The following is a 16,805-nucleotide window of genomic DNA, read 5'->3' as shown; positions in this document are numbered from 1 at the left end:
TTATGAAAAAATTGGTTTTAGGAGCGATCCTGCTTTTTTTAACGATGAGTTCTTTTGGGCAGGATTCTGAATATTTAGAGGCATTTCAGAAAAAATGGGAAAACTCAAAAAATTACTTAATTGAAGTTGCTGAGGCTATGCCGGAAGAGGAATATGCTTTTAAACCTACGGAAAGGGAAATGACCTTTGCTCAACAACTGGATCATATAAACCGAAATATGAACTGGATCAATTCAGATTATCTTTCAAAAGAGAAATTGGATACGGCAGAATTTCCCCGGGCTAAAGCTGAAATTATTGAAACAATAAGCCAGTCTTTTGATCGCGTAAGTGAAACCATGCAGCATATTTCAGAAAAAGACCTTCAACATAAAACGGATTTTTTTGCCGGGGAAATGAGCCTGCTCCAAATGCTAAACTTAATGCAGGATCATGTCACCCATCATCGTGGGCAGCTTATCGTATATTTAAATTTAAAAGGAATCGAGCCTCCCGCCTATCTAGGCTGGTAATGTTAATTTTATAGCTAAATTCTAAATCGGCAGACTCACCTATTTGCATTCTGTGTACCTTTACGTCGTGAAAAAATTTCAATATGTGCTGAATATTGGCTTACTGCTGGTCTTTCTTTCGACCACAGCGACAAATTCTTTTTCATATTTTCCAAATTTTGACCATCCTGCTGAAAAAGGTGAGGTTTTAAAATCGAAAGATCTTTCCAAAACAATTTTTTCAGAAGAAGTTGAAGAAGTTTATATTCCTTCAAATTCTGAAAATGAAGACGAGTTTAAACTTGAATTTTCAGCCTCCAATTCAACAGCTTTTTGTGTACATCATTCCAAAGTTGTCGCACAAGCCCCTCCCCGGTGCTTAGATCTTAAAAGCATTTTAAAAGTTCAAATTTTTCCCTTCCATAGCTTCTGGTAAGAATCCATTTTAATTATAGTCGCAGCTCATAGCTGCCCACATTTTCCGCCTGGCGGAAAGCAATTCTTTATACTTAATTAAAATATTTTAAAATGGATACTTCTTCCGTAATCATAGGATTATTCCTATTTGGTTTATTCTTTTTCCCCATTATTTATGCACTTATAAGACAGCATGCAATCGAAAAAAAGAAGAACAATTTATTGTTTAAATATGCCGGCGACAACAAGCTAACTCTTACCGAAACAGAGTCGATAGGCCACCTTAATCTTGGACTGGATACGCAGGCGAAAAAACTGATCATTCTTGAAAACAAGGAAAAACCGGAATTTGAAATTATAGACCTTCATCAGGTTGGGAAAGTTCAGGTTAGCAAACAGCTATTTCCGGGAAAAACTAAAAACAAAAAAGAAAAGATCATGCACTTAAGGCTGGAATTAGAAAATAAAATAGATTCAAAGGTCACCGCTATCACCTTTTATGATGAAGATGATGCAGATAGCACAGATGCTGAAATTAGGCTGCACGAAGCTAAAAAATGGGACGAATTGCTCCATAAAAATCTTGCTTCTTAACGGGTTGGATTAAAGTTTTTTCTACGGCTTTCGGGAAACTCCGAAAGCCGTTTTTTATTGGTATTTATAATTTCTTTTTACTTAATTGCTTTAAGATTGTATAAATTAGCCGGTAAACTATAAAAATCAATGGGTCTACTCCTATTATTCGCAGCCGTATCGATATTTTTCTCCTTTTTGTGTTCCATCCTGGAAGCCACATTATTGAGCATTACGCCCTCCTATATCAAAATAAAAAGACATGAAGGGAAAGCCTTCGCAGATACTCTTGCGAATTTAAAAACTGATATCGATAAACCGCTCATCGCTATTTTGACCATCAATACGATTGCCCATACTGTTGGTGCCATTCTCGTTGGAGTGCAGGCTGAAAAAACTTATGGTGACGGAGGAAATGCGGTAGGAATTGTTTCGGCGATCATGACGCTGGCCATTCTGGTATTATCTGAAATTATTCCGAAGACCATTGGTGCGACCTATTGGAAATCACTGGGGAATTTTACCGCGAAGACATTGAAAATAATGATCTTTCCACTAAAATATACAGGGATCTTATGGCTTTTATTGTTGACCACCAGATTGATTGGGAAATCTGCCCATGTAAATTCCATGAGCCGGGAAGAATTTGCAGCAATTACCGATGCTGCTGAAGAAGAGGGTGTTTTTGAAGAAAGTGAATCTACCGTGATCAAGAATTTACTGGTATTTAAATCGGTGGAAGCCAAAGACGTTATGACCCCATTTTCGGTGGCAATCGTGGAAGATGAAAGTATGTCCCTGGAAAATTTTTATCAAAACAACAAAAATCTGAATTTTTCAAGAATCCCCGTTTTTAAAGATAAATCGAATAATATTTCAGGTTTTATCTTAAAGGATGATGTCCTGGAAGAAATGATCGATGAAAAAGGCCAAAAACCGCTCAGCGAAATCAAGCGTGACATTCTGGTTACCAAAGACAATACTCCGCTACCCGAGCTTTTCGAAATATTCGTTCAACAACGCGCACACATTTCGATGATTGTTGATGAATATGGGAATGTGACCGGGATCGTAACCATGGAAGATATCATCGAAACTTTGCTGGGTCTTGAGATCATGGATGAAAGCGACAGTGTGGAAGATATGCAGGTCCTGGCCCGGAAGAATTGGGAGAAAAGGGCAAAGAGACTGGGACTTATTCAACGTAAGGAACAACTAAGAAAAGAGGTGGAAGAAAACAGGGATGAAAATAGCTAAAATTAATACACCTCTTGGAATTGCTGAAATTACCGGTGATGAAGCTGGTATTGCTTCAGTGAAAGTCCTGGATGAAAACACATCTATTACTTCTGAAATTCCGCAGGAACTGGAAAAAGCAATTTCCCAACTCAATGCATACTTCAGCGGAAATCTTCAAAATTTCGACTTAAAATTAAATCCTCAGGGAACTGAATTTCAGCAAAAAGTCTGGAAAGAATTATCTAATATCCCATTTGGAACTACTACCTCCTATCTCCAGCTTTCTAAAAAACTGGGCGACGAAAAGGCCATTCGTGCGGTCGCCGCGGCTAACGGCAAAAATCCCCTGTGGATCATTGTCCCCTGCCACCGTGTAATTGGAACGAATGGAAGTTTGACCGGTTATGCCGGCGGGCTTCAGCGTAAAAAATGGCTCCTGGATTTTGAAAATCCCCCCTCACAACAAAGCTTATTTTAAAATAACTATGAGTAAATTCCTGAAATTTCTAGCTTACCTGTTTTTATTTCTGGCAATTTTCTCCTTAGGTCTTTACATTCTTGGTTACGGTTACATTTTCAGGGCCGTTCAGGTTACTTATTTAAATGGGCATAAAACGGCCTTTATCGATGACTATATATATTTCGATAATAGAATAATAAAAGCTTCGGAAACCAATCAGGAATGGCCCGTGCATTCAGCAAAAGATAAAGTTCAACCAACAGAGGAACTTAAACGCTTAAATGCGGAATTACAAACGGCAGCATTTCTAATTATCAAAAATGACAGTATCTGGTTTGAGGAATATTTCAATGATTTTACTGAAAATTCCAGAACCAACTCTTTCTCCATGGCAAAAACGATCACTACGGCCATGCTATTCAAAGCCATTCAGGAGGGCTATATTGAAAATCTGGACCAGCCGGTGGCCGACTTTTTCCCGGAGTTTGATAAGCGTCTCACCTTAGGCGACCTATCTTCAATGGCTTCGGGGTTAAACTGGAATGAGAGTTATTATAATCCGTTTGCCTCCACTGCCCGGGGCTACTTCGGTAAAGATATTAAAGAACAGATCCTGGAATTGAAGGTGATTGAAGAGCCGGGAAAAGAATTCAGTTATTTAAGCGGAAATACTGAATTACTAGGAATGGTCCTGGAAAAAGCGACCGGAAAAAATCTTAGCGAGTATTTAAGCGAAAGTTTTTGGAAACCTTTGGGTATGAACAGCGAAGCCTACTGGCAGCTAGACAGCGAGCAAGGCGGAATGGAAAAAGCCTATTGCTGTATCGCCAGCAATGCACGGAATTTCGCGAAATTCGGGAAGCTTTTTAATCATTATGGCGAATGGGAAGGAAAACAATTGATCGATTCGGCATTTATTGCCAAAGCTACTCAGCCCAGATTTGAAGAAACCCCTTATTACGGTTACAGTTTCTGGCTCAGCGATCATTTGGGTAAAAAGATCTATTATATGCGGGGCGTTCTTGGCCAGTATGTAATTTGTATTCCCGAAGATGAGCTAATAGTTATTCGTTTGGGAGAAAAAGTCCTTCCGAAAAAAAGTGGGGAAAATCATTATGAAGATTTTTATCTTTATCTTGATGAAGTATATAAGATGCTGAATAATAATGCTTCATAGATTAGATCTCGAAAATATTCTCTTTCTGGATATTGAAACCGTCCCGGAGTTTTCCAGTTATTCTGAAATGGATGAGGAGAAAAAAGTGCTTTGGGATGATAAGACAAAATACCAGCGAAAAGACGAATTTACCCCTTCAGAGTTTTATGATCGTGCGGGAATCTGGGCCGAATTTGGTAAAATTATCTGTATTTCGGTTGGTTTTTTTCATTTCAGAAATAAACGCAGACTTTTTAGGACAACTACTTTTAGTGGAGAGGAAGAAACATTATTGCTGGAATTTAAAACAATTCTGGAAGATCATTTTCACCAACCTCAGCACTTACTTTGCGCGCACAACGGGAAAGAATTCGATTTTCCCTACATCGCCAGAAGGATGCTTATACACAATATAAAATTGCCTCCAAAACTGGATCTCTTTGGGAAAAAACCCTGGGAAGTGCCGCACCTGGACACGCTGGAACTATGGAAATTCGGCGATTATAAACACTATACTTCACTAAAACTGCTCACTAATGTTTTGGGCATTCCTTCTCCCAAAGAAGATATTGATGGCTCGATGGTTTGTGAGGTTTATTATAAAAAGAACGAACTTAATAGAATTATTGAATACTGCGAACGCGATGTTGTTGCTATTGCCCAGGTAATTTTAAAACTAAGACAGGAAAAACTACTCGAAGATTCTGAAATTATCACGGTAGATTTCTAGAATTGCATTTCAGGGATTTCTCCCTCTACAATCAGTTTACCTTCCGTAGATTTTTGAATTTCCTCCACACTTACTCCCGGAGCCCTTTCTAATAATTTAAAGCCATTTTCAGTCACTTCTAAAACCGCCAGATTGGTTACAATTTTAGTAACGCAACCCACACCGGTTAAGGGCAAACTACATCTTTTTAATAATTTGGATTCTCCTGCCCTGTTGGTATGCATCATGGCTACGATAATATTTTCCGCGGAAGCTACGAGATCCATGGCCCCGCCCATTCCTTTTACCATTTTCCCCGGAATTTTCCAGTTGGCGATATCACCATTTTCGGCAACTTCCATCGCACCAAGAATGGTAAGATCTACATGTTGACCCCGAATCATTCCAAAACTGGTAGCAGAATCAAAAAAGCTTGCACCGGGCAAAGCCGTAATGGTTTGTTTCCCCGCATTTATAAGATCGGCATCCTCTTCTCCTTCAAAAGGAAAGGGGCCCATTCCCAAAATACCGTTTTCACTTTGGAACTCCACCTGGATATCATCACGCACAAAATTGGCCACCAAAGTTGGAATACCAATTCCCAGATTTACATAATATCCATCCTTTATCTCTTTCGCTATTCTTTGGGCAATTCCGTTTTTGTCTAACATCTTATTCTATTTGTAAATTTGAGAATTGGTTAATTTGAAAATTAACGCTTTTTGGATGAGCTGATAATTTTGGAAATAATTCTCATAATAATGTTTAGTTCTTGTATCAAACCTTCTTTAGGAGAAGGTAATACTTCAGATTCTTTACATAAGTGTAACCAATAATAAGTTTCTTCACATTCTTTCGCAGCAATTTTGAATTTATGGATAAAATCTGCTGGACTTTCCGCATTTTGAGCTTCCCTAACATTCGCTCCAATCGATGTTCCACTTTTAAATAGTTGAGAAGCCAACTCAAATTTCTTTTCTAACCTGAGATTTTCAGAGAATGAAATGATCTTTAGGGCAAAATCAAAAGTCTTTTGAACTATAATATTTTCCTTATCATCTCTCAATTTTCAAATGCTCAAATTGATAAATTTTAAAATTACTTAGTACGAACTGTTCGTTGTTCAATCCTTTTCTCGTAATCTTTTCCCTGGAAAATTCGTTGTACGAAGATTCCCGGAATATGAATCTGGTTGGGATCCAATTCTCCCGGTTCAACCAGTTCTTCCACTTCAGCAACTGTGATCTTTGCCGAGCCACACATCACCGGATTAAAATTCCTGGCCGTACCTTTAAATATTAAATTTCCGGCTTTATCACCTTTCCAGGCTTTAACAAAGGCAAAATCGGCTTTAAATGCCATTTCGAGCACATACATTTTCCCATCAAATTCCCTGGTTTCTTTGCCTTCAGCAACTTCAGTACCATAACCCGCCGGGGTATAAATTGCCGGGAAACCCTGTTGGGCAGCCTGGCACCTTACCGCCAATGTTCCCTGCGGAATAAGTTCTACATCCAGTTCTCCACTAAGCATCTGTTTTTCAAAAATGGCATTTTCGCCTACATATGAGGAAACCATTTTATCGATTTGTTTCTTATGTAAAAGTTGTCCTAGCCCAAAGTCATCAACTCCGGCATTATTGGAAATACAGGTAAGATTTTTTACGTTGCGTTTAACCAGTTCAGCAATTGCATTTTCAGGGATACCACAAAGTCCGAAGCCTCCCAGCATCAAGGTCATTCCATCCTGAATACCTTCAGTGGCCTGCTGCACATTATCTACGGTTTTAAGAATCATTTTTCAGAATTTTATCCGAAAATACGAAAATTAAAATCTGCTAACAATCTTAAGAATTGCTAAAAAGTAAGTTTTTTAGGATTTTGCGCTGTTTTTTTGAAGAAGATTTAAAAATCGATCTCATCTGGTACCGAATTATCAGAATTGCTCCTGGAGTTATAATTAGAACAATTGATCTCAATACTTAAATTTTGCGGCCGTTCAAACTCCTCCGTGGAAACATTTAAATCGGGATCGGCATAAACAGATTTCATATACATCCCCCATATAGGCAGCGCCATGGTAGCACCCTGGCCGTATCGAATCCCGGGAAAATGCACGGCGCGATCTTCTGCGCCCACCCAAACTCCGGTTACCAGGTTTGGAACCATGCCCATAAACCAGCCATCACTCTGATTTTGAGTAGTTCCGGTTTTCCCGGCTATTGGATTTTTAAGATCATAAGGATAACCCGTAATCGCACTTTTATAAAATTCATTATTAGTTGCCCAGGTACCTCTTAATCGTGTCCCTGAACCTCCCTGAGTCACACCTTCCAGAAGATTTATGGTTACATAGGCGGCTTCCTTGCTTAGAACATCCCGTGTTTCGGGAACATTTTGATAAAGTACAGTTCCATTTTTATCTTCAATTCGATTTACAATAACAGGTTTAATATAAACTCCCTGGTTTGCAAACGTGCTATAAGCAGAAACCATTTCAAAAAGACTAATATCTGGCGTTCCCAATGCAATAGATGGCACTGCAGGTATATTTTCAGTATCTATCCCCAGTTTTCCTATCAAATCGATAACCGGGCCTGGTCCTGTTTTATCAATTAATCTTGCCGTAATGCTATTCACTGAGTTTGCTAATGCCTGTTTCAAGGTCAACATTCCACTATAATCCGGAGGGCTATTTGCTGGGGACCAATCTTTCATATTCCCGTGTTTACCCGCTTCAATTGTAAAGCGGCTTCTAGGCATGGTATCACAGGGAGAAAATTTTAACTGGTCGATTGCCGTGGCATACACAAAAGGTTTAAAGGTTGAACCTACCTGTCGTTTTCCCTGTTTTACATGTTCGTATTTAAAATGCTTGAAATTGATCCCGCCAACCCAGGCTTTCACCTCACCGGTTTGGGGTTCCATAGACATCATCCCGCTTTGTAAAAAAGATTTATAATAAAGAATAGAATCACGAGGAGTCATAGTGGTATCTATATTTCCTTTCCAGCTGAAAATTTCCATTTGCGCAGGTTTTTCGAAAGAGGCCCTTATCTCTTCTTCAGATTTCCCATCGGCTTTCATTTGTTTCCAGCGCACAGAACGTTTCATGCCAACACTAATAATATTCTCCCTTTCAGATTCATCAATATCCCTAAAAGGTGCTGTTTTATTATTTTTATTTTGCCGGTTCAGTTCAGTCTGAAGATTCGCTATATGTTTAGTCACCGCGTCTTCAGCATATTTTTGCATTTTAGAATCGATACTGGTATAAATCTTTAAACCGTCCCTGAAAATATTATATTCGGTCCCATCGGGTTTAGGGTTTTCCTTGATCCACTGGTTCATGAAATTTTGAAGATATACCCTGAAATAGGTAGCCAGACCTTCATCATGGCCCTGTGGGGTAAATTTAATGTTCATTTCCAACTTCTTGAGCGAATCCATTTCCTGCTCGCTAACAAATCCGTTACGATTCATTTGTTCCAATACCTGATTGCGCCTTCCCAACACAAGTTCCGGCCTGCGCATGGGGTTGTATAAAGCGGAATTTTTAAGCATTCCTACCAGCACCGCAGATTCTTCAATCTTTAAATCCCGTGGTTCTTTGTCAAAATAAATTTTTGAAGCCGATCTTATCCCGACTGCCTGATATACAAAATCGTACTTATTGAAATACATGGTAATGATCTCTTCCTTGGTATATTGTCTTTCCAGCCTTGTGGAAATCACCCATTCTTTCACCTTCTGAAAAAGCCTTTCCACATTGTTGCTGGCAACATTGGAAGTGAAAAGCTGCTTGGCCAATTGTTGGGTAATAGTACTCCCACCACCTTTGGTTCCTAGATAAAACGCAGCCCTGGTGGTACCTTTGGCATCGATACCGGGATGTTTATAAAAACGTTCATCTTCCGTAGAAATGAGAGCCTGAACCAAATGTTCCGGTAAATCTTCATATTTAATAGGTGTCCTGTTTTCGCTGTAATATTTTCCGAGGGTTTCCCCATCTGAAGAGAAAATTTCTGTGGCAAGATTGGTTTCGGGATTTTCTAATTCTTCAAAAGAAGGCATTTCTCCAAAAACACCCCAACCAGCAAGCAGAAAAATAAGAATAGCTACTAAAACACCTCCACCAAAGAGGGTCCAGAACCAAATGATATAGCGGCGGTTACTTTGCTTTGATTCCTTAGTTTTTTTTGTAGTGCGGGCCATTTAATGATCTATTAAACCGTAAAATTTTAATTTTCTATATTTTCTATGCGGAAACCCACATGCGTGATTCCATCCAATTCTTGAATACCTTGTTCTTCACCATTTTTCCGCATCGCCTGTTTGATTTGTACAAAGTAATTTCCGGCTTCATCAAATTTTACATTTTGCTTATACCAGAGTTTATTTTCTTTTACATCTCCAAAGCCTGTGCCTAACCACTCACCATTAGGTTTTGCCATTTCATATTCCAGGGTATCGCTTATCACTTTTCCTTCGGGAAACTGAATTTCCGTAATTAGAAAAAGGTTGCTGTAAGCGTAATCATTATTGTTGCGTAAAGTGATAAATAGATTATATGTTTTTGCTGTATCCAGATTACCAAGATTAAACCTCACCAATGAATCCCTATTCCAATCACGCACCGATTTATATTCATCATAGACCCGCTTTTCATCACAGGAAGAAAAAAATAGTATTCCCCAAAACAGGCAAAAAAATCCTAAAACCCTACGCATTTTTAGACTTTGAAGAATTTCCTTTTCGTTTCTTCCTTTTTTTATTCCTTTTGGTACGATTGCCTTTAGGTGCATCAAATCGGGTTAAACTATCCTGGCCCACGGCATTATTGAAATCTGGCTCTTTGCTTTCTTCTATTTGGATCTCCAATTCATATTCTTCCAGACTACCTGCAAGCTCCCCTTTCTTGTTCTTAAATACAATTTTGTTTGCCTGTTCCGGAGTTAAACGGTGCCAGTTCATCCATTCACCCTCATAGGCGTACCACAGATAACCTTTAAATATGTCAATTTTCTGACATACTGCTGTACCTTTTTTCGTTTTTAACTTAACGTCGATTTTTGGAAAAGATTTTAAAGCTTCCAAATAAGTGTCTAATTCGTAGTTCAAACAGCACTTTAGTTTCCCGCATTGTCCCGCTAGTTTCTGCGGATTTAATGATAACTGCTGATATCTTGCTGCAGAGGTGCTTACCGATCTAAAATCTGTTAACCAGGTGGAGCAACACAATTCACGCCCACAGGAACCAATTCCGCCCAATCTGGCTGCTTCCTGTCTCAGGCCAATCTGGCGCATTTCAATTCTGGTATTGAATTCACGGGCAAATTCTTTAATCAATTGCCTAAAATCCACACGATCTTCTGCCGTGTAATAAAAAGTAACTTTGGAAGCATCGCCCTGGAACTCCACATCGCTAATTTTCATGCTTAGGTTAAGCCGAATCGCAATTTGCCTGGAGCGTTGCTGCATTTTTTCTTCCCGGTCCCTAACTTCCTGCCAGACGTCGATATCCCTTTGAGAAGCTTTCCGATAGACTTTTAAAACTTCCGGCGAATCCGGATCTACTTTTTTCTTTTTCATCTGAATACGAACCAGCTCCCCTGTTAAGCTCACAATCCCAACATCATGACCGGGACTGGCCTCTACAGCGATCACATCGCCTATACTCAAACTTAAATTTTCAGAATTTCGGAAGAAGTGTTTCCTACCGTTCTTAAAACGTACTTCCACATAATTGAAAGGTGCCTCGCCGCCGGGAAGCGACATATTTGAAAGCCAATCGAAAACGGTTAGTTTATTACAACCATCGGTACCGCAGGTTCCATTGTTCTTACATCCTTTCGGCTGACCGTCTTTCCCGGTCGAGCAACTGCTGCAAGCCATATATTATATATTGAAAGAGTACCGCTTCTTTTCTAACCTTTCTACTTAACATTCGGCATTAAAGCCTTCAAAAATCGTCGCGTATTTTTACGCCTGTCAGTTATAGAAGCACCTCTTTTAGGTTCATAAAAATTTTCAAACGTAAATATACCAATATTAATTGGCAAAGCCATTTGAAGAAGTCTTAGTGTTTAAACTTTAAAACTGCCGACCTTCCTTTTTTAAAAATCTTATTGCTATTGCCTTTTCCCTGTCTTAGTTTTTTTTGTTCTGTATATGGCAGGGCGGCAATTTCCTTGCATTTATCTGAACAGCAATCGTTCATAGTTGCTGCGCATTCTTCACACTGAATGAATAATAAATGGCAAGCTTCATTGGCGCAATTTACATGCGTATCGCAAGCCTTTCCGCATTGGTGGCAATGTGCGATCACATCTTCGGTAATTTTTTCAGACCTGCGATGATCAAAAACAAAATTCTTCCCAATGAACTTATTCTCCAGCTGAAGATTTTGTACCTGCCGGGCATATTCTATAATTCCGCCTTCCAGCTGATATACATTTTTAAAGCCTTTGTGTTTGTAATAGGCGCTGGCTTTTTCACAACGAATCCCACCGGTGCAATACATCACCAGGTTTTTATCTTCTTTATGATCTTTAAGATCTTCTTCAATAATATCCAAGGAATCCCGAAATGTATCTACATCTGGCGTGATCGCTCCCTGAAAATGGCCAATTTCGCTTTCATAATGGTTGCGCATATCAACCAGAATCGTATTAGGATCTGCGATCAATTCATTGAATTTTAAGGCATCTACATGAATTCCCTTATTTCGAACATCAAAGGTTTCATCATTCAACCCATCGGCAACGATCTTATCCCTCACTTTTACTTTCAATTTCAGAAAAGACTTGAGATCATGTTCAACCGCGATGTTCAAACGCACATTTTCGAGAAAATAAATTTGATCAATAAAGTTTTTAAACTCTTCAAATTTTTTAGCCGGAACAGATAATTGCGCGTTAATCCCTTCATGGGCCACATAAATACGCCCCAAGACATCTATTTGGTCCCAGGCGATAAAAAGATGATTTCTGAATAATTCGGGATTCCCGATTTTTGCATACGCGTAGAAAGAAAGGGTAAGCCTGTCTTCACCGGCCTCTTCCAGTAAAGCTTCCCTTTCCCTGGCGCTTAATTTATTGTACAGTTGCATGCTATACCAATATTTTAAGATTAAGAAAATTTCAGCAAATATACATTTTTCAAATGTGTGACAATATAAGTTTAACCTGAAATACCTATCCTAATTTTTGGAAATATTCCAAATAGGGCGATAAGTTTTGTTGTATTGCAGCAAAACTTATCTTATTTTAGCAGACCATATTTTTGGATCTAAAACACATTCATGAGCAACGATAAAGAAAAAGAAGCAAAATTAAAGGCTTTAAAGCTTACCCTTGATAAAATGGACAAAACTTACGGCAAAGGTACCGTCATGAAAATGAGCGACCAGGCCGTAGTGGATATTGATTCTATTTCTACAGGATCTTTAGGCCTGGATTTGGCTTTAGGAGTGGGTGGTTTACCAAGAGGGAGGGTAATTGAAATATATGGCCCGGAATCTTCAGGTAAAACAACTTTAACCCTACATGCTATTGCTGAAGCGCAAAAAAAAGGTGGTATCGCCGCATTTATTGATGCGGAACATGCCTTTGACCGTTTTTATGCGGAAAAGCTTCATGTAGATATCGATAACCTGATAATTTCCCAACCAGATAATGGGGAACAGGCCCTTGAAATTACCGATAATTTAATCCGTTCCGGGGCAATTGACATTATCGTGATCGATTCAGTTGCGGCATTAACTCCTAAGAGTGAGATCGAAGGTGAGATGGGGGATTCTAAAATGGGCCTTCATGCCAGGTTGATGTCCCAGGCACTTAGAAAGTTAACCGCCTCCATAAGCAAGACCAATTGTACTGTGATTTTCATTAACCAGCTTAGGGACAAAATTGGGGTGATGTTCGGAAATCCTGAAACCACCACAGGGGGAAATGCATTGAAATTCTATAGCTCGGTAAGGTTGGATATAAGAAGATCTACGCAGATAAAAGATAGTAACAATAACGTGATGGGGAATAAAACACGGGTTAAAGTGGTGAAGAATAAAGTTGCCCCGCCATTTAGAACTGCCGAATTCGATATCATGTACGGGGAAGGAATTTCGAAAATTGGAGAGATCATCGATATTGGTGTGGACTACGAAATAATCAAAAAGAGCGGCTCCTGGTTTTCTTATGAAGACACTAAACTTGGCCAGGGTAGAGACGCGGTGAAAATGCTGCTAAAAGACAATCCGGATCTTATGGAAGAGTTGGAAACAAAAATTATAGCTGCGATTAAAGTGGCCAAAGAATAACGCTTAATAGCCTGTATTCACCAGTTTGAACCTGAACCCGAAGTATCCCGATATCTAATAAGGTTTTGAATACTTTTTACCCGGTTTCTTTTTCTTTGATCCTGACGCAACCTTTTTGATTATTTTACATCTATTATAAAATAATAAAGTAAAAAAATGAAAAAGTTAGTTTTCCTATTTGTTGCTGTTTTAGCTCTTGTATCCTGTTCAATAGATGATGATTCTCCGAATCTAGAGTACAGTTTTGCGCCCATTGTGAGCAATGACTTCCCTGAATCGTTCGATTTAAACACCTCCTACGACGTGAGCCTGGGATATAATTTACCAGCATGCAGCCAGTTTACAGATTTGAGTTTTAATGTCGTTGAGCCTACCAGCGAAAATGGTAATTTTAAAGAAGTATTCATTGGTGTAGTTGTTCAAAAAAATCCTGCTATAAATTGTACTGATACTGAAGTTGAATTAAAAAGCGTTCCCCTTACAGTAAATTTAAATTCCACAGACACAGAAGATTATAAATTTAAACTTCTTGTGGGGGTTGATGAAAACGATGAGCCAATTTATGATGAAGTCATAGTTCCGGTAAATGCTGCTGATTAAAACATAATTTGCCGTACCGCTAAAAACCAAACAAAAAACCTTTGTGAGTTTAAACAAACTCATTCGCCAGTGCAGGGAAGAGAATAGAAATGCACAAGAACAGCTTTACCGGCTTTATTCGGCAAAGCTTTTTGGCCTATGCCTAAAATATTCCAATAACAGGCAGGAGGCGGAGGATAACTTACAAGATGGGTTTTTAACGATATTCGCTAAAATCTCCCAATTTAAAAACGAAGGCTCTTTTGAAGGCTGGATGAAAAGGGTCATTATTAATACTGCCCTTCAAAAACACCGTGAACAAAAAGTTTATGCCATCTCCCATGAAAATCTCTTGGAAGCTAATGATGAAGTAGAACTGGACAGTGAGGAAATTTCACTGGATTATTTACTGCTATGTGTACAAAGTTTACCTGAAAGGTACAGGCAGGTTTTTAACCTCTATGTATTGGATGGTTTTTCGCATCGGGAAATTGCTAAGGCACTAAACATTTCTGAAGGTACTTCCAAGTCCAATCTATCCAGGGCAAGACTGGTACTGAAAGAAAAAATTGAAAACGATCAGGAGAAATGTAATTCGGCAAAAACATCATGAAAGAAAAAAAACATATAGACCGGATTTTCCAGGAAAAATTTAAAGATTTTGAGCAGGAACCACCTTACGAAATTTGGCAAAATATAGCACTGGCACTGGAGAAGAAGAAAAGGCGGCGAGCCTTAATTATTCCCCTTTGGGCGAAAATTGGTAGTGTTGCCGCTGTTTTAGCTCTCATAGTTGCAGGCCTAATGTTTAAATCTGAAACTGATATGGATTCCATTCAAAATCCGGTAGTTGAAGAAAATATCCAGGAAGATATTGAGCAAAATAATGAGACTCCATTACTTTCAACTGAAGAAGAAAAAATCGCAGATATAAATAAAGAGGGAGAAGAAGAAAATGCATCAGGGCAGGAAGGAACTAACAAATCTGAAGCTCCCGGGAACTTCAAAGAGCAAAAAGCTTCTTCCGTTTCAGGTACAAAATATGCCACCAACGATTATTCTAAGGAAGAAAGCCCAAATTCAGCAATATCGACCAAAGCAAACGTAAAAGTTACAAAGGATCCTGAAAATGATCAATCGGAAATACGCATCGCTGATCATGATCGAACAACTTCCGAAGAAAAAACGGGACAGATTAAAAATTCCGAAGAAGCTATTTCAGAAACATCTAAAACCGAAGCAGCGCTCGTAGAAGTGGATGCGGAAAAAGAAAAAAATGAAGAAATACTTTCCCCATCTAAAGAAGATTCGAATATCCTCATCGCTGAATTGGAAAAGAATTCAGAAAAAGAAATAGAAACCCCGGAAACCGATACTAAACGTTTTAGCCTCTCCACTTTTGCCGCGCCATTATTTTACAAAAATGTTGGGGGAGGAAATGAGATTTCTTCAGAATTTGATGGAAATACTACGCGCTCTGATGTGACAGTTTCTTACGGGGTTAAATTAGCTTATGAGCTTAATAAAAAGTTGAAAATTAGGACCGGAATTAGTAAAATTGAAGTTAATAATACCACTCGCGATATTGGTTTTTCTCCCATGGTGCTTGCGCAAAATGTAGATAATATTTCCGGAAACCCAAATATGTTCGCTTTGAGCAATAGCTCGCCAAATGCCGATTCCGGAGATCCTTTAAATGGGCCTATGCCCGATTATTCTGAGAATGGCTTTTCCACAGCATTTTTTATCCCCGGAGAGATCAATCAGCAATTTGGATTTATTGAAATTCCTGTAGAACTTGAATATGCTTTGATCGATAAGAAATTCGGTTTAAATCTTATAGGAGGTGGAAGTAGTTTATTCCTGGATAAAAACAGTCTGGAAATTGTTTCTGGAACAAATGTATCAGATCTTGGAAAAGCGACGAATATTAAGAATACCAGTTTTAGCGCCAACCTTGGTTTAGGTTTGGATTATGATCTTAATGAAACTTTTGGCCTGAGTTTGGAACCCATTATAAAATATCAGCTGAATACCTTTGATAATGTAAATAATGTAAGCCCGTTAAACTTTGGGATTTATACCGGCCTTAAGATCCGGTTTTAATGTACCGTTGGATTTTCCAATTCTTTCAGGATTACTTCTCTCACCCTTTCTTTTAAAGTCCTGCGATCCTGGGGAACCAAATCCTTTGTTGGTATAAAATTGTGGATTTTTACGCGTAATTTTCCCGGGGCTCCACTTAAAAAATTATAGGAAAATCGCTTTTTAGAATCATGAAAAGTTATGGGAATAATAGGAATTTGATGTTCTATCGCTAACATGAAAGCACCATCTTTAAATTCATCGAGCAAAATATTATGATCATTGGGCACTCCGCCTTCAGGGAAAATACAAACGCTATTCTGCTGTTTCAATCTGCGCTGGGCTTCCAAAAATGCAGCCTGCCTGCTCCGTGTATTTTTTCTGTCCACAAGAATGCAGGTCCTACGATAGAAAAATCCGAAAACAGGAATACGTCCTAATTCCCTTTTTCCAAGAAAAACGAAAGGTTGTTTTATAATGCTAAGCATTAACATAATATCGATGATCGAGGTGTGATTGGCCACGAGCATATAACTTTTATGCTTTTCCGGAAGTTGATCGGCAACCAGCTTTATTTGAAATCCCATCCCAAAAAGTATTGTTTTCGCCCAGATACGGGAACAAACAAAATATTGAGGATAAAATTTTTCAGAAGAAGTGAAAATAATAAGCACCGGAAGCATCAACACAATTGGTATCACCATCAATATATAAAACCAGATACGCCATACGAAAATCGCTGCCTTTTCCAAGTACTTCATAGATTTCAAAAGTAATAAA

The 16,805-nt window shown here is 38.7% G+C and carries 19 protein-coding genes; 11 read left to right on the top strand and 8 right to left on the bottom strand.

What is annotated here, in order from left to right; translation table 11 throughout:
* The first annotated feature begins 2 nt into the window (after positions 1–2).
* The 7 genes from DHD80_RS03535 (at position 3) to DHD80_RS03505 (ending at position 5,066) form a co-directional block, all read left to right on the top strand.
* The gene (locus DHD80_RS03535) at positions 3–512 is read left to right on the top strand and encodes a DinB family protein (RefSeq protein WP_251739636.1); all 510 of its coding nucleotides are present in this window, start codon (positions 3–5) and stop codon (positions 510–512) included.
* A 67-nt stretch (positions 513–579) separates the two neighbouring features.
* Positions 580–927: a hypothetical protein gene (locus tag DHD80_RS03530; RefSeq protein ID WP_251739634.1), complete on the top strand. Its 348-nt coding sequence runs from the start codon at positions 580–582 to the stop codon at positions 925–927.
* Positions 928–1,019: 92 nt separating this feature from the next.
* A complete protein-coding gene (locus tag DHD80_RS03525; RefSeq protein WP_251739633.1) occupies positions 1,020–1,502 on the top strand; it encodes a hypothetical protein in 483 nt (160 codons plus the stop codon).
* 129 nt (positions 1,503–1,631) lie between these two features.
* Positions 1,632–2,738, top strand: a complete 1,107-nt coding sequence (locus DHD80_RS03520; protein ID WP_251739631.1) for a CNNM domain-containing protein — start codon at positions 1,632–1,634, stop codon at positions 2,736–2,738.
* Complete coding sequence (locus DHD80_RS03515; RefSeq protein ID WP_251739623.1) at positions 2,725–3,198, top strand: methylated-DNA--[protein]-cysteine S-methyltransferase; 474 nt, start codon at positions 2,725–2,727, stop codon at positions 3,196–3,198. The genes DHD80_RS03520 and DHD80_RS03515 overlap by 14 nt, the downstream gene beginning before the upstream one ends.
* A 7-nt stretch (positions 3,199–3,205) precedes the next feature.
* Positions 3,206–4,357 carry a serine hydrolase gene (locus DHD80_RS03510; RefSeq protein WP_251739622.1) on the top strand — a complete coding sequence of 384 codons (1,152 nt, stop codon included), beginning with the start codon at positions 3,206–3,208 and terminating at the stop codon, positions 4,355–4,357.
* Positions 4,347–5,066: a 3'-5' exonuclease gene (locus DHD80_RS03505; protein WP_251739620.1), complete on the top strand. Its 720-nt coding sequence runs from the start codon at positions 4,347–4,349 to the stop codon at positions 5,064–5,066. Before DHD80_RS03510 ends, DHD80_RS03505 begins: the two co-directional genes overlap by 11 nt.
* Here the strand turns inward: DHD80_RS03505 and DHD80_RS03500 are convergent.
* From DHD80_RS03500 to DHD80_RS03470, 7 genes are all read right to left on the bottom strand, one after another.
* Positions 5,063–5,716 (bottom strand): CoA transferase subunit B, encoded by a 654-nt coding sequence (locus DHD80_RS03500; RefSeq protein ID WP_251739618.1) that lies wholly within the window; start codon positions 5,714–5,716, stop codon positions 5,063–5,065. The two genes, DHD80_RS03505 and DHD80_RS03500, sit on opposite strands and share 4 nt — an antisense overlap.
* A 41-nt stretch (positions 5,717–5,757) precedes the next feature.
* Positions 5,758–6,111, bottom strand: a complete 354-nt coding sequence (locus DHD80_RS03495) for a four helix bundle protein (protein ID WP_251739616.1) — start codon at positions 6,109–6,111, stop codon at positions 5,758–5,760.
* A gap of 32 nt (positions 6,112–6,143) precedes the next feature.
* Positions 6,144–6,842, bottom strand: a complete 699-nt coding sequence (locus DHD80_RS03490) for a CoA transferase subunit A (RefSeq protein ID WP_251739614.1) — start codon at positions 6,840–6,842, stop codon at positions 6,144–6,146.
* 107 nt (positions 6,843–6,949) lie between these two features.
* Positions 6,950–9,259 carry a transglycosylase domain-containing protein gene (locus DHD80_RS03485; RefSeq protein WP_251739612.1) on the bottom strand — a complete coding sequence of 770 codons (2,310 nt, stop codon included), beginning with the start codon at positions 9,257–9,259 and terminating at the stop codon, positions 6,950–6,952.
* Positions 9,260–9,285: 26 nt separating this feature from the next.
* The gene (locus DHD80_RS03480) at positions 9,286–9,774 is read right to left on the bottom strand and encodes a gliding motility lipoprotein GldH (protein WP_251739611.1); all 489 of its coding nucleotides are present in this window, start codon (positions 9,772–9,774) and stop codon (positions 9,286–9,288) included.
* On the bottom strand, positions 9,767–10,939 hold the full coding sequence (ricT, locus tag DHD80_RS03475) for a regulatory iron-sulfur-containing complex subunit RicT (protein ID WP_251739609.1): 1,173 nt from the start codon (positions 10,937–10,939) through the stop codon (positions 9,767–9,769). The genes DHD80_RS03480 and ricT overlap by 8 nt, the downstream gene beginning before the upstream one ends.
* A 184-nt stretch (positions 10,940–11,123) precedes the next feature.
* Positions 11,124–12,155 (bottom strand): rhodanese-related sulfurtransferase, encoded by a 1,032-nt coding sequence (locus DHD80_RS03470; RefSeq protein ID WP_251739607.1) that lies wholly within the window; start codon positions 12,153–12,155, stop codon positions 11,124–11,126.
* A 192-nt stretch (positions 12,156–12,347) separates the two neighbouring features.
* On the opposite strand from DHD80_RS03470, the gene recA reads away from it, so the two are divergent.
* The 4 genes from recA (at position 12,348) to DHD80_RS03450 (ending at position 16,046) form a co-directional block, all read left to right on the top strand.
* Positions 12,348–13,361: a recombinase RecA gene (recA, locus tag DHD80_RS03465; protein ID WP_251739605.1), complete on the top strand. Its 1,014-nt coding sequence runs from the start codon at positions 12,348–12,350 to the stop codon at positions 13,359–13,361.
* A gap of 156 nt (positions 13,362–13,517) precedes the next feature.
* On the top strand, positions 13,518–13,961 hold the full coding sequence (locus DHD80_RS03460; RefSeq protein WP_251739604.1) for a membrane lipoprotein lipid attachment site-containing protein: 444 nt from the start codon (positions 13,518–13,520) through the stop codon (positions 13,959–13,961).
* A 43-nt stretch (positions 13,962–14,004) separates the two neighbouring features.
* A complete protein-coding gene (locus tag DHD80_RS03455; protein ID WP_251739602.1) occupies positions 14,005–14,553 on the top strand; it encodes a sigma-70 family RNA polymerase sigma factor in 549 nt (182 codons plus the stop codon).
* Positions 14,550–16,046 (top strand): hypothetical protein, encoded by a 1,497-nt coding sequence (locus tag DHD80_RS03450; protein ID WP_251739600.1) that lies wholly within the window; start codon positions 14,550–14,552, stop codon positions 16,044–16,046. Before DHD80_RS03455 ends, DHD80_RS03450 begins: the two co-directional genes overlap by 4 nt.
* On the opposite strand, the gene DHD80_RS03445 is transcribed toward DHD80_RS03450, so the two are convergent.
* On the bottom strand, positions 16,043–16,786 hold the full coding sequence (locus DHD80_RS03445; RefSeq protein ID WP_251739599.1) for a lysophospholipid acyltransferase family protein: 744 nt from the start codon (positions 16,784–16,786) through the stop codon (positions 16,043–16,045). The two genes, DHD80_RS03450 and DHD80_RS03445, sit on opposite strands and share 4 nt — an antisense overlap.
* Positions 16,787–16,805 lie beyond the last annotated feature (19 nt).

This window comes from Gramella sp. AN32 (assembly GCF_023718305.1).
In the GTDB taxonomy this organism is placed as follows: Bacteria; Bacteroidota; Bacteroidia; order Flavobacteriales; family Flavobacteriaceae; genus Christiangramia; species Christiangramia antarctica.
Note: the sequence above shows the minus strand (reverse complement) of the source record. Positions and strands in the feature narration are given on the sequence as shown.